Source organism: Arthrobacter sp. 49Tsu3.1M3, from assembly GCF_900168135.1.
Taxonomy (GTDB): domain Bacteria; phylum Actinomycetota; class Actinomycetes; order Actinomycetales; family Micrococcaceae; genus Arthrobacter.
In genome coordinates this window covers 1-15,174 of the sequence record NZ_FUZD01000005.1, presented here as the reverse complement: position 1 = coordinate 15,174, position 15,174 = coordinate 1, and the positions used below count along the sequence as shown (strand labels likewise).

General features: G+C 68.0%; 13 protein-coding genes. 11 read left to right on the top strand and 2 right to left on the bottom strand.

Annotated features, from left to right (window positions below):
- The first annotated feature begins 98 nt into the window (after nt 1-98).
- Nucleotides 99-1,430, top strand: a complete 1,332-nt coding sequence (gene aceA, locus B5X90_RS08075) for an isocitrate lyase (RefSeq protein ID WP_018774359.1) — start codon at nt 99-101, stop codon at nt 1,428-1,430.
- A gap of 215 nt (nt 1,431-1,645) precedes the next feature.
- Nucleotides 1,646-3,310: a malate synthase A gene (gene aceB / locus B5X90_RS08070; RefSeq protein ID WP_079551769.1), complete on the top strand. Its 1,665-nt coding sequence runs from the start codon at nt 1,646-1,648 to the stop codon at nt 3,308-3,310.
- Between the two features lie 212 nt (nt 3,311-3,522).
- Here aceB and B5X90_RS08065 read toward each other — a convergent pair whose 3' ends face one another.
- Together B5X90_RS08065 and B5X90_RS08060 are read right to left on the bottom strand one after the other, a co-directional pair.
- Complete coding sequence (locus B5X90_RS08065; RefSeq protein ID WP_079551766.1) at nt 3,523-4,707, bottom strand: MFS transporter; 1,185 nt, start codon at nt 4,705-4,707, stop codon at nt 3,523-3,525.
- A 137-nt stretch (nt 4,708-4,844) separates the two neighbouring features.
- Nucleotides 4,845-6,056, bottom strand: coding sequence for an ROK family transcriptional regulator (locus tag B5X90_RS08060; RefSeq protein ID WP_079551764.1), 1,212 nt, complete (start codon nt 6,054-6,056; stop codon nt 4,845-4,847).
- Nucleotides 6,057-6,238: 182 nt separating this feature from the next.
- Here B5X90_RS08060 and B5X90_RS08055 point away from each other — a divergent pair, with 182 nt between their 5' ends.
- From B5X90_RS08055 to B5X90_RS08015, 9 genes are all read left to right on the top strand, one after another.
- Nucleotides 6,239-7,336: a Gfo/Idh/MocA family protein gene (locus tag B5X90_RS08055; protein ID WP_079551761.1), complete on the top strand. Its 1,098-nt coding sequence runs from the start codon at nt 6,239-6,241 to the stop codon at nt 7,334-7,336.
- Nucleotides 7,333-8,184 carry a hypothetical protein gene (locus tag B5X90_RS08050; RefSeq protein ID WP_256860119.1) on the top strand — a complete coding sequence of 284 codons (852 nt, stop codon included), beginning with the start codon at nt 7,333-7,335 and terminating at the stop codon, nt 8,182-8,184. Before B5X90_RS08055 ends, B5X90_RS08050 begins: the two co-directional genes overlap by 4 nt.
- A gap of 114 nt (nt 8,185-8,298) precedes the next feature.
- Entirely contained in the window at nt 8,299-9,624 is a 1,326-nt protein-coding gene (locus tag B5X90_RS08045; RefSeq protein WP_018774365.1) for an ABC transporter substrate-binding protein, read from the top strand.
- Nucleotides 9,625-9,635: 11 nt separating this feature from the next.
- Nucleotides 9,636-10,595: a carbohydrate ABC transporter permease gene (locus tag B5X90_RS08040; protein ID WP_079551759.1), complete on the top strand. Its 960-nt coding sequence runs from the start codon at nt 9,636-9,638 to the stop codon at nt 10,593-10,595.
- Nucleotides 10,595-11,488, top strand: coding sequence for a carbohydrate ABC transporter permease (locus B5X90_RS08035; RefSeq protein ID WP_079551757.1), 894 nt, complete (start codon nt 10,595-10,597; stop codon nt 11,486-11,488). The genes B5X90_RS08040 and B5X90_RS08035 overlap by 1 nt, the downstream gene beginning before the upstream one ends.
- 87 nt (nt 11,489-11,575) lie before the next feature.
- The gene (locus B5X90_RS08030) at nt 11,576-12,331 is read left to right on the top strand and encodes a sugar phosphate isomerase/epimerase family protein (RefSeq protein ID WP_079551755.1); all 756 of its coding nucleotides are present in this window, start codon (nt 11,576-11,578) and stop codon (nt 12,329-12,331) included.
- The gene (locus B5X90_RS08025; RefSeq protein ID WP_079551753.1) at nt 12,328-13,470 is read left to right on the top strand and encodes a Gfo/Idh/MocA family protein; all 1,143 of its coding nucleotides are present in this window, start codon (nt 12,328-12,330) and stop codon (nt 13,468-13,470) included. The genes B5X90_RS08030 and B5X90_RS08025 overlap by 4 nt, the downstream gene beginning before the upstream one ends.
- A 9-nt stretch (nt 13,471-13,479) precedes the next feature.
- A complete protein-coding gene (locus tag B5X90_RS08020; protein ID WP_079551751.1) occupies nt 13,480-14,664 on the top strand; it encodes a Gfo/Idh/MocA family protein in 1,185 nt (394 codons plus the stop codon).
- Between the two features lies 1 nt (nt 14,665).
- Nucleotides 14,666-15,174 (top strand): sugar phosphate isomerase/epimerase family protein (locus tag B5X90_RS08015; RefSeq protein WP_143264687.1); only part of this gene is annotated, 509 nt, incomplete at its 3' end.

Sequence of the window (15,174 nt, the reverse complement as noted above, 5' to 3'; positions counted from 1 at the left end):
AAAGTAGATCTCACGGAAAGATTCACCATCCGGGAACGACCGGCCAGGCTCTGCAGGGACGCAGACTGGCCGGGCCGGCCCCCACCAAGGAGACAAAGATGACTGCAGCATTTGAGCCCACCCAGCAGACGCCCGAGCAGCAGGCCGCCGCACTGGAGCTCGAGTGGGCCGCCAACCCCCGCTGGGAAGGTGTGACCCGGGACTACAAGGCAACGGATGTCATCCGCCTTCGCGGCCGCGTCTCCGAAGAACACACCCTCGCCCGCCGCGGCTCCGAAAAGCTGTGGAAGCAGCTCACCGAAGAGCACAAGACCGGCGGCTACACCAACGCCCTGGGCGCGCTGACCGGCAACCAGGCCGTGCAGCAGGTCAAGGCCGGCCTCCGCGCCATCTACCTCTCCGGCTGGCAGGTCGCCGCGGACGCCAACAACTCCGGCCACACCTACCCGGACCAGTCGCTCTACCCGGCCAACTCCGTCCCCACGGTGGTCCGCCGCATCAACAACGCCCTGCTCCGCGCGGACCAGATCGAGTTCTCCGAAGGCATCCAGACGGTCGAGGACTGGATGGTCCCGATCGTGGCCGACGCCGAGGCAGGCTTCGGCGGCCCGCTGAACGCCTACGAGCTCATGAAGTCCATGATCCAGGCCGGCGCCGCGGGCGTGCACTGGGAAGACCAGCTCGCCTCGGAAAAGAAGTGCGGCCACCTCGGCGGCAAGGTCCTGATCCCCACCCAGCAGCACGTCCGGACGCTGAACGCGGCCCGGCTCGCCGCCGACGTCGCCGGTACCCCGTCGGTCATCATCGCCCGCACCGACGCCGAGGCGGCAACCCTGATCACCTCCGACGTCGACGAGCGTGACCAGGAATTCATCCTTCGCGAAGGCGGCCAGCCGGTCCGCACCCCGGAGGGCTTCTACAAGGTCCGCAACGGGATCGAACCCTGCATCGCCCGCGCCAAGGCCTACGCCCCGTACTCCGACCTCATCTGGATGGAGACGGGCACCCCGGACCTGGAACTGGCCCGCAAATTCGCCGAATCCGTCAAGGCCGAGTTCCCGGACCAGATGCTCTCCTACAACTGCTCGCCCTCGTTCAACTGGCGCAAGCACCTCGATGACGCCACGATCGCGAAGTTCCAGCGCGAACTCGGCGCCATGGGCTTCACCTTCCAGTTCATCACCCTGGCCGGCTTCCACGCCCTGAACTACTCGATGTTCGACCTCGCCCACGGCTACGCCCGGGAAGGCATGAGCGCGTACGTCGAGCTGCAGGAGAAGGAATTCGCCTCCGAGTCCCGCGGCTACACCGCCACCAAGCACCAGCGCGAAGTCGGCACCGGCTACTTCGACGACATCGCCACCGCGCTCAACCCGAACGCATCCACTTTGGCCCTGGTGGGATCCACCGAAGAAGGCCAGTTCCACTAATACTCACGACGGCGGTCCTCGCCGCCGGCCTTCGGTCCGGCATTGCTCCGCCTGCTATTCCCGGTGTCCGGGCCCGACCTCGCTGAGCGAGGACAGGCCCGGACACAGGGCCCCTTTTACGCAGGCTTCGCAATACCGGCACCTTTGGCCTCGGGGGCACCGCGCCTGACGCACGGGCCGCCGTCGAACTTGCTTCTTCTCTAAGGAGATTTGAAATGAACAGCTTCACTGACAACTTCACTATCAACGGGATCACGTTGACCGCGCAGCCGATTTGCCGGCAGAGCGAGGTCCTCACGCCGGACGCGCTGGCGTTTGTTGCCAAGCTGCACAAGGCCACGGCAGGGCGCCGTCGGGAGCTGCTGCAGGCACGGCAGGAACGCCGCCAGCAGATCTCCAAGGGCCAGGACCCGCGGTTCCTGCGCGAGACAGAGTCCGTCCGCAACGACCCGAACTGGCGCGTCGCTCCCCCGGCCCCGGGCCTGGAGGACCGCCGCGTGGAAATCACCGGGCCGGTCGATAAGAAGATGACCATCAACGCGCTGAACTCCGGCGCCAAGGTGTGGCTCGCGGACATGGAGGACTCCTCCACCCCCTCCTGGCGCAACGTGATCCAGGGCCAGCTGAACCTGACGGACGCGCTGGAGCGCAGGATCGACTTCACCTCACCGGAGGGCAAGGAGTACAAGCTGCGCCCGGCCGGGGAACTGCCCACCATCGTGGTCCGCCCCCGGGGCTGGCACCTGCCGGAAAAGCACATGCTCATCGATGGCACGCCTATCGCCGGCGGGATCGTGGACTTCGGCCTGTACTTCTTCCACAACGCCCGCCGCCTGATCGCCCAGGGCAAAGGCCCGTACTTCTACCTGCCGAAGATCGAGAGCCACCTCGAGGCCCGGCTGTGGAACGACATCTTCATCCTGGCGCAGGACCTGCTAGGCATCCCGCAGGGCACCATCCGCGCCACCGTGCTGATCGAGACCATCACCGCGGCGTTCGAAATGGAGGAGATCCTCTACGAACTCCGGGACCACGCCGCGGGCCTGAACGCCGGCCGCTGGGACTACATCTTCTCCCTGATCAAGAACTTCCGCACCCGGGGACCGCGCTTCGTGCTCCCGGACCGCGGCCAGGTCACCATGACCCAGCCGTTCATGCGCGCCTACACCGAACAGCTGGTCAGGGCCTGCCACAAACGCGGCGCCATGGCGATCGGCGGCATGGCCGCGGCTGTCCCCAACCGCAAGGACCAGGATGCCAACGCGATCGCCTTCGAAAAGGTCCGCGCGGACAAGACCCGTGAGGCGAACGACGGCTTCGACGGCTCCTGGGTGGCACACCCCGACCTGGTGCCGGTCTGCCGCGAGGTGTTCGACGCCGTCCTCGGCGAGCGTCCGAACCAGCTCGAGCGCCTCCGCGAGGACGTCACCGCGGACGACCGTGCCCTCCTGGACATCTCCACGACCACCGGAACCATCACAGAACAGGGCATCCGGAACAACATCGAAGTGGGGATCCGCTACATCGAGTCGTGGCTGCGCGGCAACGGCGCGGTGGCCATCCACAACCTGATGGAGGACGCCGCCACCGCGGAAATCTCCCGCTCGCAGTTGTGGCAGTGGATCTTCGCCCGGGCCATCACTGACCACGGCGACGTGGTCACCCGGGAGTGGGTGGAGGACATGCTGGACGAGGAATTCGCCAAGCTGGAGCGCTTCGAAGGAGACCGTTTCGCCGACGCGCGGGACATCTTCGAAGAAGTCACCCTCAGCAGCGAGTTCCCGGCCTTCCTGACGCTGCCGGCCTACGACCGCTTCCTGCACGAAGCGCGCGACGGCGCCGACGTCGCCAGCGGGGACCCCGCACTGGTTCCGGCCTAGGACTCCGGGTCCCGGGCAACCGCGGCCCGCACAGATTTCCGTTGGCTGGGCTGCCAGGCCCTTCGCAACAGGCACCCCGAAATCCGGGCGGCAGTCCAGCAACGGAAAATCCCCACGTACTCGACAACGGCGTCGGGACGCAGGTAAGGACCATGTTCCCCGCGGACATGGGCCTTATCCGTCGTCCCGATTGAAATCCCCCGCGCAGAGAATCAGTGCGGCTTCGGCACCCGCCGCAGTGACAGCGAGGTGCCCAGGATGAACGCGGCCACCGAGCACAGGATCATCAGCAGCGGTCCGGTCCAGGCGCCGGTGGTCCCGTGGACATAGCCCAGCAGGGTCGGCGCCACTGCCCCGAAGGAGTATCCCGTCCCCTGGACGACGGCGGACATCCGGGCCGCCGAGGCCTGGTCCCGCGCCAGCCGGATAATGGCCAGGAAGATCAGCGTGATGCCGCCGCCCTGGGCCACACCGCCGAAGGAACACCACAGCCACCACAGCTCCGGTGCGAGCAGCAGGCCCACGGGCACGGTGAGCCACAGCAGCCCAAGGGCGAGGCCTACCGCCGTCGTGCTGGCGAACCGGGCCGCCAGCGGCACGCCCAGTCCGCCCACAATGGCCAGGATCTGGAAGAGCGAGGACCCAGCCCCGGCGGCCGCGGGCGCCATGCCGAGTTCGTCCGAGAGCAGGCTCGGCAGCCAGGCGGTCACTCCGTAGTAGGAGAATGCCTGCCCGGCGAACCCGAAGGTCAGCGCTGCCGTGATCCACCGGGAGGTGAGCTTGCCGGGCCGCCGCGGGTCCGCTGCGGTGACGGCGGCCGGAATGAAGGCCCGCCGGCCAACCGCGATCACCCACACGGCGGCGGCCGCCACCGCGAAGAGGCCACTGGCGGCAATCGCGGGCCGCCAGCCCAGGAGTTCAGCCAGCGGTGCCGACACCATGGAGGTCAGGAAGGAGCCGATATTGAGCGCCGCGGTGTAGGTGCCCATTGCCGCGCCTTGCCGGGCGGGGGTGAAGTCACGGCGGATGATCAGCGGGACCACGATGTTGCCGATCGTGATGGCGACGCCGAGGATCACGGTGCCCAGCATGACCAGCGCACCCCCTCCGGCCGAGCGGACCACGACGCCGAAGAGCACGCCGAGCAGGGTCAGGGTGATGGCGAATTCGGGTCCCAGCTTGCGCCCGGCCAGCGAGGCCAGGGGCGCGGCCAGGGCAAAGCACAGGACCGGGATGCCGGTCAGGAATCCCAATTCCACCGGGGTGAAGCCGAGATCGTCCTCCAGTTGCGCGATCACCGGCGCCACGGCCACCAACGGGCCGCGCATGTTCAGCGCGATGAGACCGATCGCGAGCATGAGGAGCCAGCCGCGCGGCGCCCGGGCCACGCTGCTCATGGGGCGGGCCGTTGCCCGGCGGCCGGGCAGAAATAGGATTTCATCAGTCCCATTGCTATCACGGGCCCCTGCCGTGCCTTCGGAATGTGACGCTTTGCGGGACACTCCTGCCGGGCGCGCCGCTTTCCCGGGCACCCCTAGCCCGTGGCCTGCAGGGTCGCCTCAATGACCGCGGGTGAGAGCACGTGCTGCGTGACCATCTGGCTGGCGCCGAGGATCGCGGCCTGGTCCCCGGCCCGGGACACGCCGATCCGCAGGTGCGTCGTGGCCAGCGGCAGCGAGCGCCGGTAGACCACCTCGCGGACGCCGGCCATCAGATGCTCCCCGGCCTGGCCGAGGCTTCCGCCGATCACAATCACCGAGGGGTTCAGCAGGTTCACCACCGTGGAGAGGACGTCGCCGAGGTCCCTGCCGGCCTGCCGCAGCGCCTGGATGGCCTGCAGGTTCCCCTCGGCGACCAGGCGCAGCACATCGCCGCCGTCGTGCGCCGGCAGGCCCTGCCGCGTCAGCGCCTGAGCGACGGCGGGCCCGGACGCCAGGGCTTCGAGGCACCCGTAGTTCCCGCACCGGCACAGCACGTCATCGCCACGCGGAACCCGGACGTGACCGAGGTCGCCGGCCGTCCCGTTCGCTCCGCGCTGGAGCTGGCCGCTGCTGATGATGCCCGCCCCGATGCCGGTGGCCACCTTGATGAACAGGAAGTTTTCGTCGTCGGGCCAGTGCGCCGTGCGCTCCCCCAGCGCCATGATGTTGACGTCGTTGTCCACCAGGACCGGCACCGGAAGGGACCGCTGGACATGGCGGACGACGTCGAACCCGTCCCAGCCGGGCATGATTGGCGGCTTCACCGGCATGCCGGTGGCGTGTTCCACCGGCCCCGGGAGCCCGATCCCGGCGCCGGCCAGGTCCCCAACGCCCCGGCCGGCCCCGCCGAGCAGCTGCAGCCCTTCCTCGATCACCCGGTCCAGGACAACCACCGGACCGTCGGCGACATCCTGTGCCAACCGGCGCTCCGCGAGCACCGTCCCGCCGAGGTCCGTGACGGCGATGATCACGTGGGTGGCCCCCACATCCACCGCCAGGACGACGCGGGCGGCCGGGTTGAAGGCAAAGCGCGACGGCGGGCGGCCGCCGCTGGAGCTCGCCTCCCCGGCTGGGCCGACGAGCCCGGAGACCATCAGCGCGTCGATGCGGGAAGCGACAGTGGACCGGGCCAGCCCGGTGGTCAGGGCCAGCTCCGCGCGGGTCCGGGCCTTGCCGTCGCGCAGGAGTTGGAAGAGATCTCCGGCGCGGGACAGGCTGCCGCTGGCCTCGGGGGCTGCGGGCTCGGTGCCGGTGGGCGTACTCATGAGTAAGTGATAGCACGAAGACCTTCTGCATGTCACGCTTCACAAAGATTGACACGCAGTTTACAACTTTTGCTTGACGCCCGACAAAAGTGTCTCTAGCTTTGGCTGTGAGCCAGATCACCGGCCCGGGCAGCCTGGCTGCCGACGGACGGTCCCGGGACTACGAAGGGGTATGAACGAACTTGTCGAGCCAAGAACATGCGGCGCCGTCGCCGCTGGGCGTGGGGATCCTGGGTGCCGGACCGGTCACACAGGCGATCCACCTGCCGTCCCTCGCCAGGCTGCGGGACATCCTGGAAGTCCGGCACATCATGGACATCGACCCGGCGGTCGCCGAATCCGTGGCCGCCCGGGTTGGGGCCAGCTTCAGTACCAGCACGGAAGAGCTCCTGGCGGATCCCGCGGTCCAGATCGTCGCGATCTGCAGCCCGCACCAGTTCCACGCCGTCCAGGTGATCGCCGCCTGCCGCGCCGGCAAGAAGGCCGTCCTGTGTGAAAAGCCCTTCGCCATGAACGGCGGGGAGGCCGCGGCCATCGCCGCCGTGTCCGCCGAAACGGGAGTGCCGATCGTCGTCGGTGCCATGCACACCTTTGATCCGGGCTGGCTGGCGGCCGAAGCCGCGTGGAGCGGCCTGCCGGAGCAGGTCCACACGGTCCGGTCCTCGATCGTCCTGCCGCCCAACCCCCGCTTCGAGGACTTCGCGACCGAGATCGTGGGCCGCGCCCCGGCGGCGCCCTCCGCCACTGGCAAGGCCTCCGGTCCTGAGTCCGCCGCTGTGAAAGCCATGCTGACCGGCGGCGTCATGGGCCTGGCCATCCACGACCTCCCCCTGGTCCGCCGGTTCGCCCCGGATTTCCGGGATGTCGAGGTCCTGTACGCCCGGACCGTTCTGCCCTTCGGCTACGTCATCTCACTGCGGGCCGGCGCGGTGACCATCGAACTCCGCGCCGCGATGAACGGCACCTGGGAGCCGTCCTGGACGTTCGAGGCCATCGGCGACGACGCCTCCTTGTCTATCGACTTCACTCCGTCCTACGTCCACGCCGGCTCGGCAACCGCCCGGATCCGGACCGCGGCCAGCACGAAAGTCCTGGGCCCCTTCGGCCACAACGGCTACGAGGGCGAATGGCGCAAGCTCGCGGACATCGCCAACGGCACCGGAACGGCCCCCAGCCCGGAGACGCTGATCCACGATCTGGAATTCGCCCTCGCGATCGCCGACGCCGCCGCCGCTTGCGTCGATGCCGGCGACGCCGCCTTTGAGGCGGCCAGCGCATGAGCACCCCGCTGATGACACCGCCGCTCCTGGTCCAGGCCGGCCCTGACGTCGAACAGGCCGGCACCGTCGGCGCCGTCGTCGCGTCCCTGCCGGTGTCCTTCGCCCCGGCCGACGGCGTTCCCGACGTCGTCGCCCTCACCGGAACCGCCGGCTGGACCGCTGCCGCCACCGAGGCGGTCCGCAGCGGCGTCCGCGGCGTCGTCATCGTTGATCCTGTGGCGGAAGACCCCGCAGCGCTGACCGCGGCAGCGGCCGAAGCGGGCACCGCGGTGGTCCTGGACCAGACATGGGCGGGAAACCCCGCCCTCGCGGAGTCCCAGGCCGCGGTCCGGACCGCCATCGCCACCGCCCTGGCCGACGCCGTGCTGCTGGACTCCGTGGCCAGGGGCGTCCCCGGAACCGACCCGGAGGTGCTGCTCACCCGCCACCTTGGCGCGGTCCTGGCCTGCGGTGTCGAACTGAAAGACCTGCAGGTCATCCAGCGCAACGCCAACGGCTACACCGTGATCGGCAGCCTCCCGGGCGGGGCGCCGGCGGCCCTGCAGGGCATCACCACGTCCTCGCTCCCCGCGACGGCCACAGTTTCGGTCCTGACCTCGACCGGACGGGCGGACATCACCCTCCCGGACGCCTCCGCCGGCTGGCCGGCGAAGGTCCGCTCGGTCACCGCCGCCGGGGCCGCCACGTTCCCCACCATCTACGAATCGGCCCACCGGCACAGCTGGAGGCGGCTCCGCGCCGCGATCGCCGCCGGCGCCCCGGAAACCGATCTGGAACGGTTTGCCGCCGTGACCGAACTCGTCGGACGGCTCCCCGACTCACCGCATTCACCGCAACACCCGCACTAACTGCCCCATCTGCACTGCCAGCCCCATCTGCACTGCCAGCAAGTCCTTCCGCATCAACTCACTGTCGAGAAGACCGTCCGCGACGCCGCGGGCCGGTCATGAAAGGAAATCATCGTGACGATCAAGTCCTCTGTTACCTCCACCGCATTCTCCCGCCGGGGATTCCTGGGCTTTGCCGCAGCCGCGGCCAGCGCACCGCTCCTCGCAGCGTGCGGCGGCGGCTCCGCGTCCCAGTCCGGGGGCGGCAGCGGTGTCATCAAGTTCTGGGACATGCCGTGGGCCACGCCGGCTTACAACGACGCCGCCAAGAAGATCGCAGAGGGCTACGCGCCGGCGTCGGGCAACCTCAAGGCCAGCTACCAGACCATCCAGTGGAACAACTTCTACCAGACGTTCTCCTCGGCCATCGCCTCCAAGACCGGACCGGCAGTGTCCACCGGCGGCGGTTTCCAGGCCTTCCAGTTTGAGCAGCAGGGCCAGATCGCCTACGCGGACAAGGTAGTGGAGGAACTGAAGAAGAACGGCATGTACGACGACTTCCTGCCGGGCGTCCTGGATCCCTTCAAGTCGGACAAGGGCTACGTGGCAGTCCCGTGGCAGCTGGACATGCGCGTGTTCTGGTACCGGAAGTCGCTTTTCGAGAAGGCCGGCGTTGCCCTCCCCACCGACTGGCCGACCCTGCTGGAGGCGGGCAAGGCACTGAAGAAGATCGGCGCCTTCGGCTTCACCACCGGCTCCGGCGCCGGAAACAACTACGGCAACCACTCCATGATCATGATGATGGTGAACAACGGCGGCGGCGTGTTCAATAAGGACGGCGAACTGGACGTCATGAACGACCGCAACGTCGAGGCCATCGAGTTCGTCTCGGAACTCGTCTCCAACGGCATCGTGGACCCCGCCGCAGTCAGCTACACCACCGACAACATGTCCGCCCAGTGGAAGGACAAAAAGGCAGGCTTCGGCCTGTTCCAGGTCAATGTCCCGCAGCGCGTCGGCGACACCTCGGGAGACCTTCTTGTCGCGGACCCCATCACGGGTCCGCACGGGGACAAAGCCACAATTGTCTTCCCCAACAACATCATGATGTACACAAACACGCCGTCGCAGGCATCGTCCGAGGCCTTCCTGGTCGCCTACCTGGGGCAGTTGAAGCAGCTGTGGCAGCAGAAGCTGATGTCTGCCCTGCCTGTGTTCAAGTCCATCACCGAGCTCCCCGAGTTTGCCAACGACCCCAACAACGTCAAGATCGTCAAGGAATGGCAGCCCATCGCCAAGACGTTCGCCTCGCAGGGCAACACGCTCAACGCCAACCTTGCCGTGCTCGACGGCGGCCAGGCCCTCAACCAGTTCACGCAGACCATCCTCACGGGCAAGACCGACGCCAAGTCCGCACTGCAGACGTTCCAGTCCGGACTGCAATCCGTCCTGAAGAAGTAAGCGGACCTTCCATGGCATTGACCACAGCCCAGACCGGCCTGAGCCGGGCCCGCCGGGGCGTCGCCCCCGGCGGGCCCGGCAAGCCCGCAAACCGCAAGAGCAAACTCAGCTCGCAGACCCGCAAGACCTTTTTCTGGCTCCTGCTGCCCTCCGTCGTCCTGCTCGTCCTGATCCACGGCTACCCGCTCGTGTACGCCGGGGTGCAGGCCACGCATGACGGGTCCCTGATCGAGACCGGCGAATTCGTCGGCCTGGAAAACTTCGCCAACGTCCTGGCCTCCGACGCCTTCTGGAAGGCGGCCCGCTTCACGCTCCTGTTCACGATCGTGGGAGTCTTCGGCTCCTGGCTCCTCGGGCTGGGCCTGGCCCTGCTGCTGCGCACCAAGATCCCGGCCGGCGGACTCTTCAAGATCCTCCTGCTCCTGCCGTGGGTGGTCCCGATCGTGGTGTCCTCCACCGCCTGGAACTGGCTGGTGGGCACCCCGGACAGCCTGGTCCCGAGCATGTTCCGGAACCTCGGGCTGGGAACCCCGCTGTTCCTGGCGGATCCGACCCTTGCGGCCATCACCGTCATGGTGTTCAAGGTCTGGATCAGCTTCCCGTTCATGATGATGATGACCTCGGCGGCCCTGGCGTCCGTGGACACCACCGTCTACGAGGCCGCCAGCATGGACGGTGCCAGCCGCTGGCAGCAGTTCAGCCAGATCACGCTGCCCCTGATCGCCCGGTCCACGTACATCAGCTGGATCCTCATGACGATCTTCTGTGTGAACGACTTCCCCACCATCTACCTGCTCACCGGCGGCGGACCCGTGGACGCCACCACTTCCCTCGTGGTGTTGGCCTACCGGACCGTGTTCCAGGACTTCCAGACCGGACCCGGCGTCGCGATCGCCTTCCTTATGACAATTACCCTCGTGGTGGTCTCGGTCATGCTGTACCGCCAGATCCGAAAGTCGAGCGTCGAATAATGAGCGCAGTAGTCCATGCCCACCCCCAGTCCGGCCCTGTCCTCGGCGTCGCCGATACCGGCAAGCCCAACCGCTCCCTGTCCGACGCCGGCCTGCGCGGCCGCTGGTGGCGTTTCGCCCTGATCCTGGCCATCACCGCCGTCGTACTCGTTCCCATCATGGTCACGGTCGTACTCGCCTTCACCCCCGGGCCCACCAGCACAGCCTCCGGTTTCACGCTGGAGAACTTTGGCTCCGTGTTCTCCGAGACGCTCGCCTCGACCTGGCTGCAGAACAGCCTCATCACCACGCTCAGCACGGTGGTGGTCGCGGTGGCCGTCGCCGCCCCGGCAGGCTATGTCCTCTCCCGCGGCCGCAGCAAGGCAGTCTCCGGCTACTCGCTGCTCCTGTTCGTCATGCAGTCGCTGCCCATCATCACCTCGGTGGTGCCGCTGTTCATCCTGTTCGCCGGGATGGGCCTGGTGGACAACCTGATGGGCCTGACGATCATCTACGTCGGTTCGACCATGACCGTGGCCACCTGGATGATGGCCGCCTACTTCGATTCCATCCCCATCAGCCTGGAAGAAGCCTCCTGGATCGACGGTTGTTCGGTGTTCGGCAGCTTCACCAAGGTGGTGCTGCGGAACTCCCTCCCGGGCGTGCTCTCCACCGCGATCTTCGCCTTCCTGCTGGCCTGGAACGACTATCTGGTTGCCATCGTGTTCCTGCGCTCCACAGAAATCTTCACCCTGCCCATGGGCGTGCAGTCCTTCTTCCAGCAGAATCAGACTGACTGGACATCCGTCATGGCCCTGGCTGTGATCATGATGCTCCCGCCCATCATCGTCTTCGCCGCCCTGAACAAGTACTTCAGCGTCGGCGGCATCGGCGGATCCCTCGCCGGCCGCTAGGCACCGAACCCCGACCCCGACGCCGGCCGGCTGACCGCCGGTCCGCCCACCTCCTTGAGAACCACCGACTCCCCGCAAAGGAACGCAATGTCTTACTCAATCCAGCTGTACACCCTCCGCAACGCCCTCCAGGAAGACCTGCCCGGCACCATCAAGAAGGTCGCCGGGCTCGGCTTCACCCAGGTTGAGCCCTACAACTTCGTCGCCACGGCCGCTGAGCTCGGCGCCGCCCTGAAGGAAAACGGCCTGACCGCCCCGTCCGGCCACGCCCCGCTGCTGAGCCAGGACCAGGACGCAATCTTCGCCGCGGCCAAGGAACTGGGCATCACCACGGTGATCGACCCCTACCTCCCGGCCGAGCACTGGCAGTCCGCCGGGGACATCCAGGCCACCGCCGCGAAGCTCAACGCCGCCGCCAAGAAAGGCGCCGGGTACGGCATCCGCGTCGGCTACCACAACCACGCCTGGGAGCTGGAGTCCAGCATCGAGGGCCAGACCGCCCTGGAATACTTCGCCGGACTCCTGGACCCGGAACTGGTCCTGGAAGTGGACACCTACTGGGCAGCCGTCGGCGGCCAGGACCCGGTGCAGCTGCTGCAGCGCCTCGGCGACCGGGTGAAGTTCATCCACATCAAGGACGGCCCCGTCTCCACGGACACCAAGGCGCAGCAGCCCGCCGGGCAGGGCAAGATCGCGGTGTGGGACGTCATCGCCGCGGCGCAGTCCCTGGAAGTCGGCGTCGTGGAATTCGACGACTACTCCGGCGACATCTTCGACGGCATCGCCCAGAGCCTGAGCTACCTGCAGAGCGGTTCCGACAGCGCGCAGGGCGTGAACGCATGAGCGCCGCAGCGAACAGTGCAGCAGCGAACCGTGCCACCGGCCGCGGCCCGGTGGGCGTCGCGTTCATCGGCGCCGGCAACATCAGCAAGCAGTACCTGGACAACCTGACCGTCTTCCCCGACCTTAGGGTCCACGTGATCGCCGACCTCTTCGAGGAGGCCGCCGAGGCACGGGCCAAGGAATACGGCATCCCGGAGTGGGGCGCGGTGGACGCCGCCCTGAACCACCCCGACGTCGAAATCATCGTCAACCTGACCATCCCGGCCGCGCACGTGGAAGTGGCCACGGCCGCCGTCAATGCCGGCAAACACGTCTGGACGGAAAAGCCGTTCTCGCTGGACCGCGAATCGGGGCTGGGCCTGCTGAAAACGGCCGACGCCGCGGAGCTGCGGCTGGGCTGCGCCCCGGACACGTTCCTGGGCGCCGGGCTGCAGACTGCCCGGCGGCTGATCGAACGCGGCGACATCGGCACCCCGCTGACGGCCATGACCACGTTCCAGACGCCCGGGCCGGAATCGTGGCACCCCAACCCCGCGTTCCTCTTCCAGCACGGCGCCGGGCCGCTGTTCGACATGGGCCCGTACTACCTCACGGCCCTGGTGCAGACGTTCGGCTCCGTGCGCCGCGTGGCCGCGACCGGTTCCAAGGCCAAGGCGGTCCGGGTCATCGGTTCCGGGCCCAAGGCCGGCGAGGAATTCACGGTCGAGGTCCCCACTCACGTTTCCGCCATGGCCCAGTTCGAGTCCGGCGCGTCCTCCCACAGCGTGTTCAGCTTCGAGTCCCCGCGGCTGCGGATGGGCTTCGTGGAGATCACCGGGACCGAGGCCACCATCTCGCTGCCGGATCCGAACTACTTCGACGGCGACATCAGGCTCTGGCGCGCCGGCGACGAGGAGTGGACCGTCATTCCGGCCACCGGCCCCAGCCAGGGCCGCGGCATGGGCGTGCTGGACATGGCCCGCTCCATCCGCGCCGGCGTCCCGCACCGCGCCACCGGCAACCTCGCCTACCACGTCCTGGACACCATGGTCTCGATCTCCGAGTCGGTCGATTCCGGCACGTTCATCGATGTGGAAAGCTCCGCCCCCACCTCCGCAGCCCTCCCCGAGGACTGGGACCCCACCGCCTCCACACTCTAGGAACCAGCAATGAATTCCCAAGAAACCAGCCCCGGCCCTCCCCCTTTGGGTGTGGCCATGATCGGGTACGCGTTCATGGGCAAGGCCCACTCGAACGCCTGGCGGAATGTTGCCAGCTACTTCGATGTCCCGGCGTTCGAACGGCGCGTCCTGGTCGGCCGCGACCGGGACGGCGTCGCCGAGGCGGCCGCGAAGTACGGCTGGGCCGAGTCCGCCACGGACTGGCGTGCAGTGGTCGCCCGGGATGACATCCACATCGTCGATATCTGCGCGCCGGGGTTCATGCACGCGGAAATCGCCATCGCCGCGCTGGCCGCCGGCAAGCACGTCCTGGTCGAGAAGCCGCTGGCCAACACCCTGGCCGAGGCTGAGGCCATGGCGGAGGCGGCCCGGACCGCGCGGGAGGAAGGCGTGCAGTCCATGATCGGCTTCAACTACCGCCGGGTCCCGGCGCTGGCGCTGGCCCGGGAGCTGATCGCGGAGGGCCGGCTCGGCGCCGTCCGGCACGTCCGCGCGGCCTACCTGCAGGACTGGCTCGTGGACCCGGAGGCGCCCATGACCTGGCGGCTGAACAAGGAAACCGCCGGGTCCGGGGCGCTGGGCGACATCGCCAGCCATGCGATCGACCAGGTGTTGTTCCTCCTGGGCGAGCAGGTCACCGAGGTCTCCGGCCGACTGCACACCTTCACCCCGCGGCGCCCGGGCGCTGCCGGGCTCGAGGAGGTGACGGTCGACGACGCCGCCTGGGCCACGCTGACCCTCGCCTCCGGGGCCATCGCCTCCGTCGAGGTTTCCCGGGTGGCCACCGGGCGGAAGAACTCGCTCACGCTGGAGATCTATGGCGACAAGGGAGCCCTGCTGTTCGATCTGGAGGAGCTGAACGAGCTCGGCTTCCTGGACGCCACACTGCCGGTCCGCGAACAGGGCTTCCGCCGGATCCTGGTCAACGAACCCGAGCACCCCTACCTTGAAGCATGGTGGCCGCAGGGCCACGTGATCGGCTGGGAACACACGTTCACGCACGAGATCCGCGACTTCCTCGTCGCGGTGGGCACCGGAACCCAGCCTTCGCCGTCGTTCGAGGACGGACTGAACGTCCAGCGAATCCTCGCCGCCGTGGAGGAAAGCGCCGCAGCCAAGAGTTCGCTCATCCAGCTCGCCCCGTCCACCCAGCCCCCTACCGAAAGAGCCTGACATGCCCCGCCCGTACACCCTGTTCACCGGCCAGTGGGCCGACCTGCCCTTCGAGGAAGTCGCCCGCCTGGCCTCCGGCTGGGGCTACGACGGCCTGGAAATCGCGGTCTCCGGCGACCACCTGGACGCCTGGCGCTGGGACGAGCCCGGCTACGTCGAATCCAAGCTCGCCGTGCTGGAAAAGTACAACCTCAAGGTCTGGGCCATCTCCAACCACCTCAAGGGCCAGGCGGTGTGCGATGACCCGATCGACTTCCGGCACGAGGCCATCGTCGGGGCGCGCGTGTGGGGCGACGGCGAGCCGGAAGGCGTCCGCCAGCGCGCGGCCGAGGAAATGAAACACACCGCCCGGCTCGCCAGGGCCCTCGGCGTCGACACCGTGGTCGGGTTCACCGGATCCTCCATCTGGCAGTACGTCGCGATGTTCCCGCCCGTGCCGGAGAAGGTCATCGAGGCCGGCTACCAGGACTTCGCGGACCGCTGGAACCCCATCCTGGACGTCTTCGACGA

What these genes read in the sequence shown, in the direction of transcription:
- B5X90_RS08040 (WP_079551759.1), top strand. Translation starts at nt 9,636, where the DNA reads ATGGCATTGACCACAGCCCAGACCGGCCTGAGCCGGGCCCGCCGGGGC.
- B5X90_RS08060 (WP_079551764.1), bottom strand. Translation starts at nt 6,056, where the DNA reads ATGAGTACGCCCACCGGCACCGAGCCCGCAGCCCCCGAGGCCAGCGGC.
- B5X90_RS08065 (WP_079551766.1), bottom strand. Translation starts at nt 4,707, where the DNA reads ATGAGCAGCGTGGCCCGGGCGCCGCGCGGCTGGCTCCTCATGCTCGCG.
- aceA (WP_018774359.1), top strand. Translation starts at nt 99, where the DNA reads ATGACTGCAGCATTTGAGCCCACCCAGCAGACGCCCGAGCAGCAGGCC.
- B5X90_RS08025 (WP_079551753.1), top strand. Translation starts at nt 12,328, where the DNA reads ATGAGCGCCGCAGCGAACAGTGCAGCAGCGAACCGTGCCACCGGCCGC.
- B5X90_RS08030 (WP_079551755.1), top strand. Translation starts at nt 11,576, where the DNA reads ATGTCTTACTCAATCCAGCTGTACACCCTCCGCAACGCCCTCCAGGAA.
- B5X90_RS08020 (WP_079551751.1), top strand. Translation starts at nt 13,480, where the DNA reads ATGAATTCCCAAGAAACCAGCCCCGGCCCTCCCCCTTTGGGTGTGGCC.
- B5X90_RS08035 (WP_079551757.1), top strand. Translation starts at nt 10,595, where the DNA reads ATGAGCGCAGTAGTCCATGCCCACCCCCAGTCCGGCCCTGTCCTCGGC.
- B5X90_RS08050 (WP_256860119.1), top strand. Translation starts at nt 7,333, where the DNA reads ATGAGCACCCCGCTGATGACACCGCCGCTCCTGGTCCAGGCCGGCCCT.
- aceB (WP_079551769.1), top strand. Translation starts at nt 1,646, where the DNA reads ATGAACAGCTTCACTGACAACTTCACTATCAACGGGATCACGTTGACC.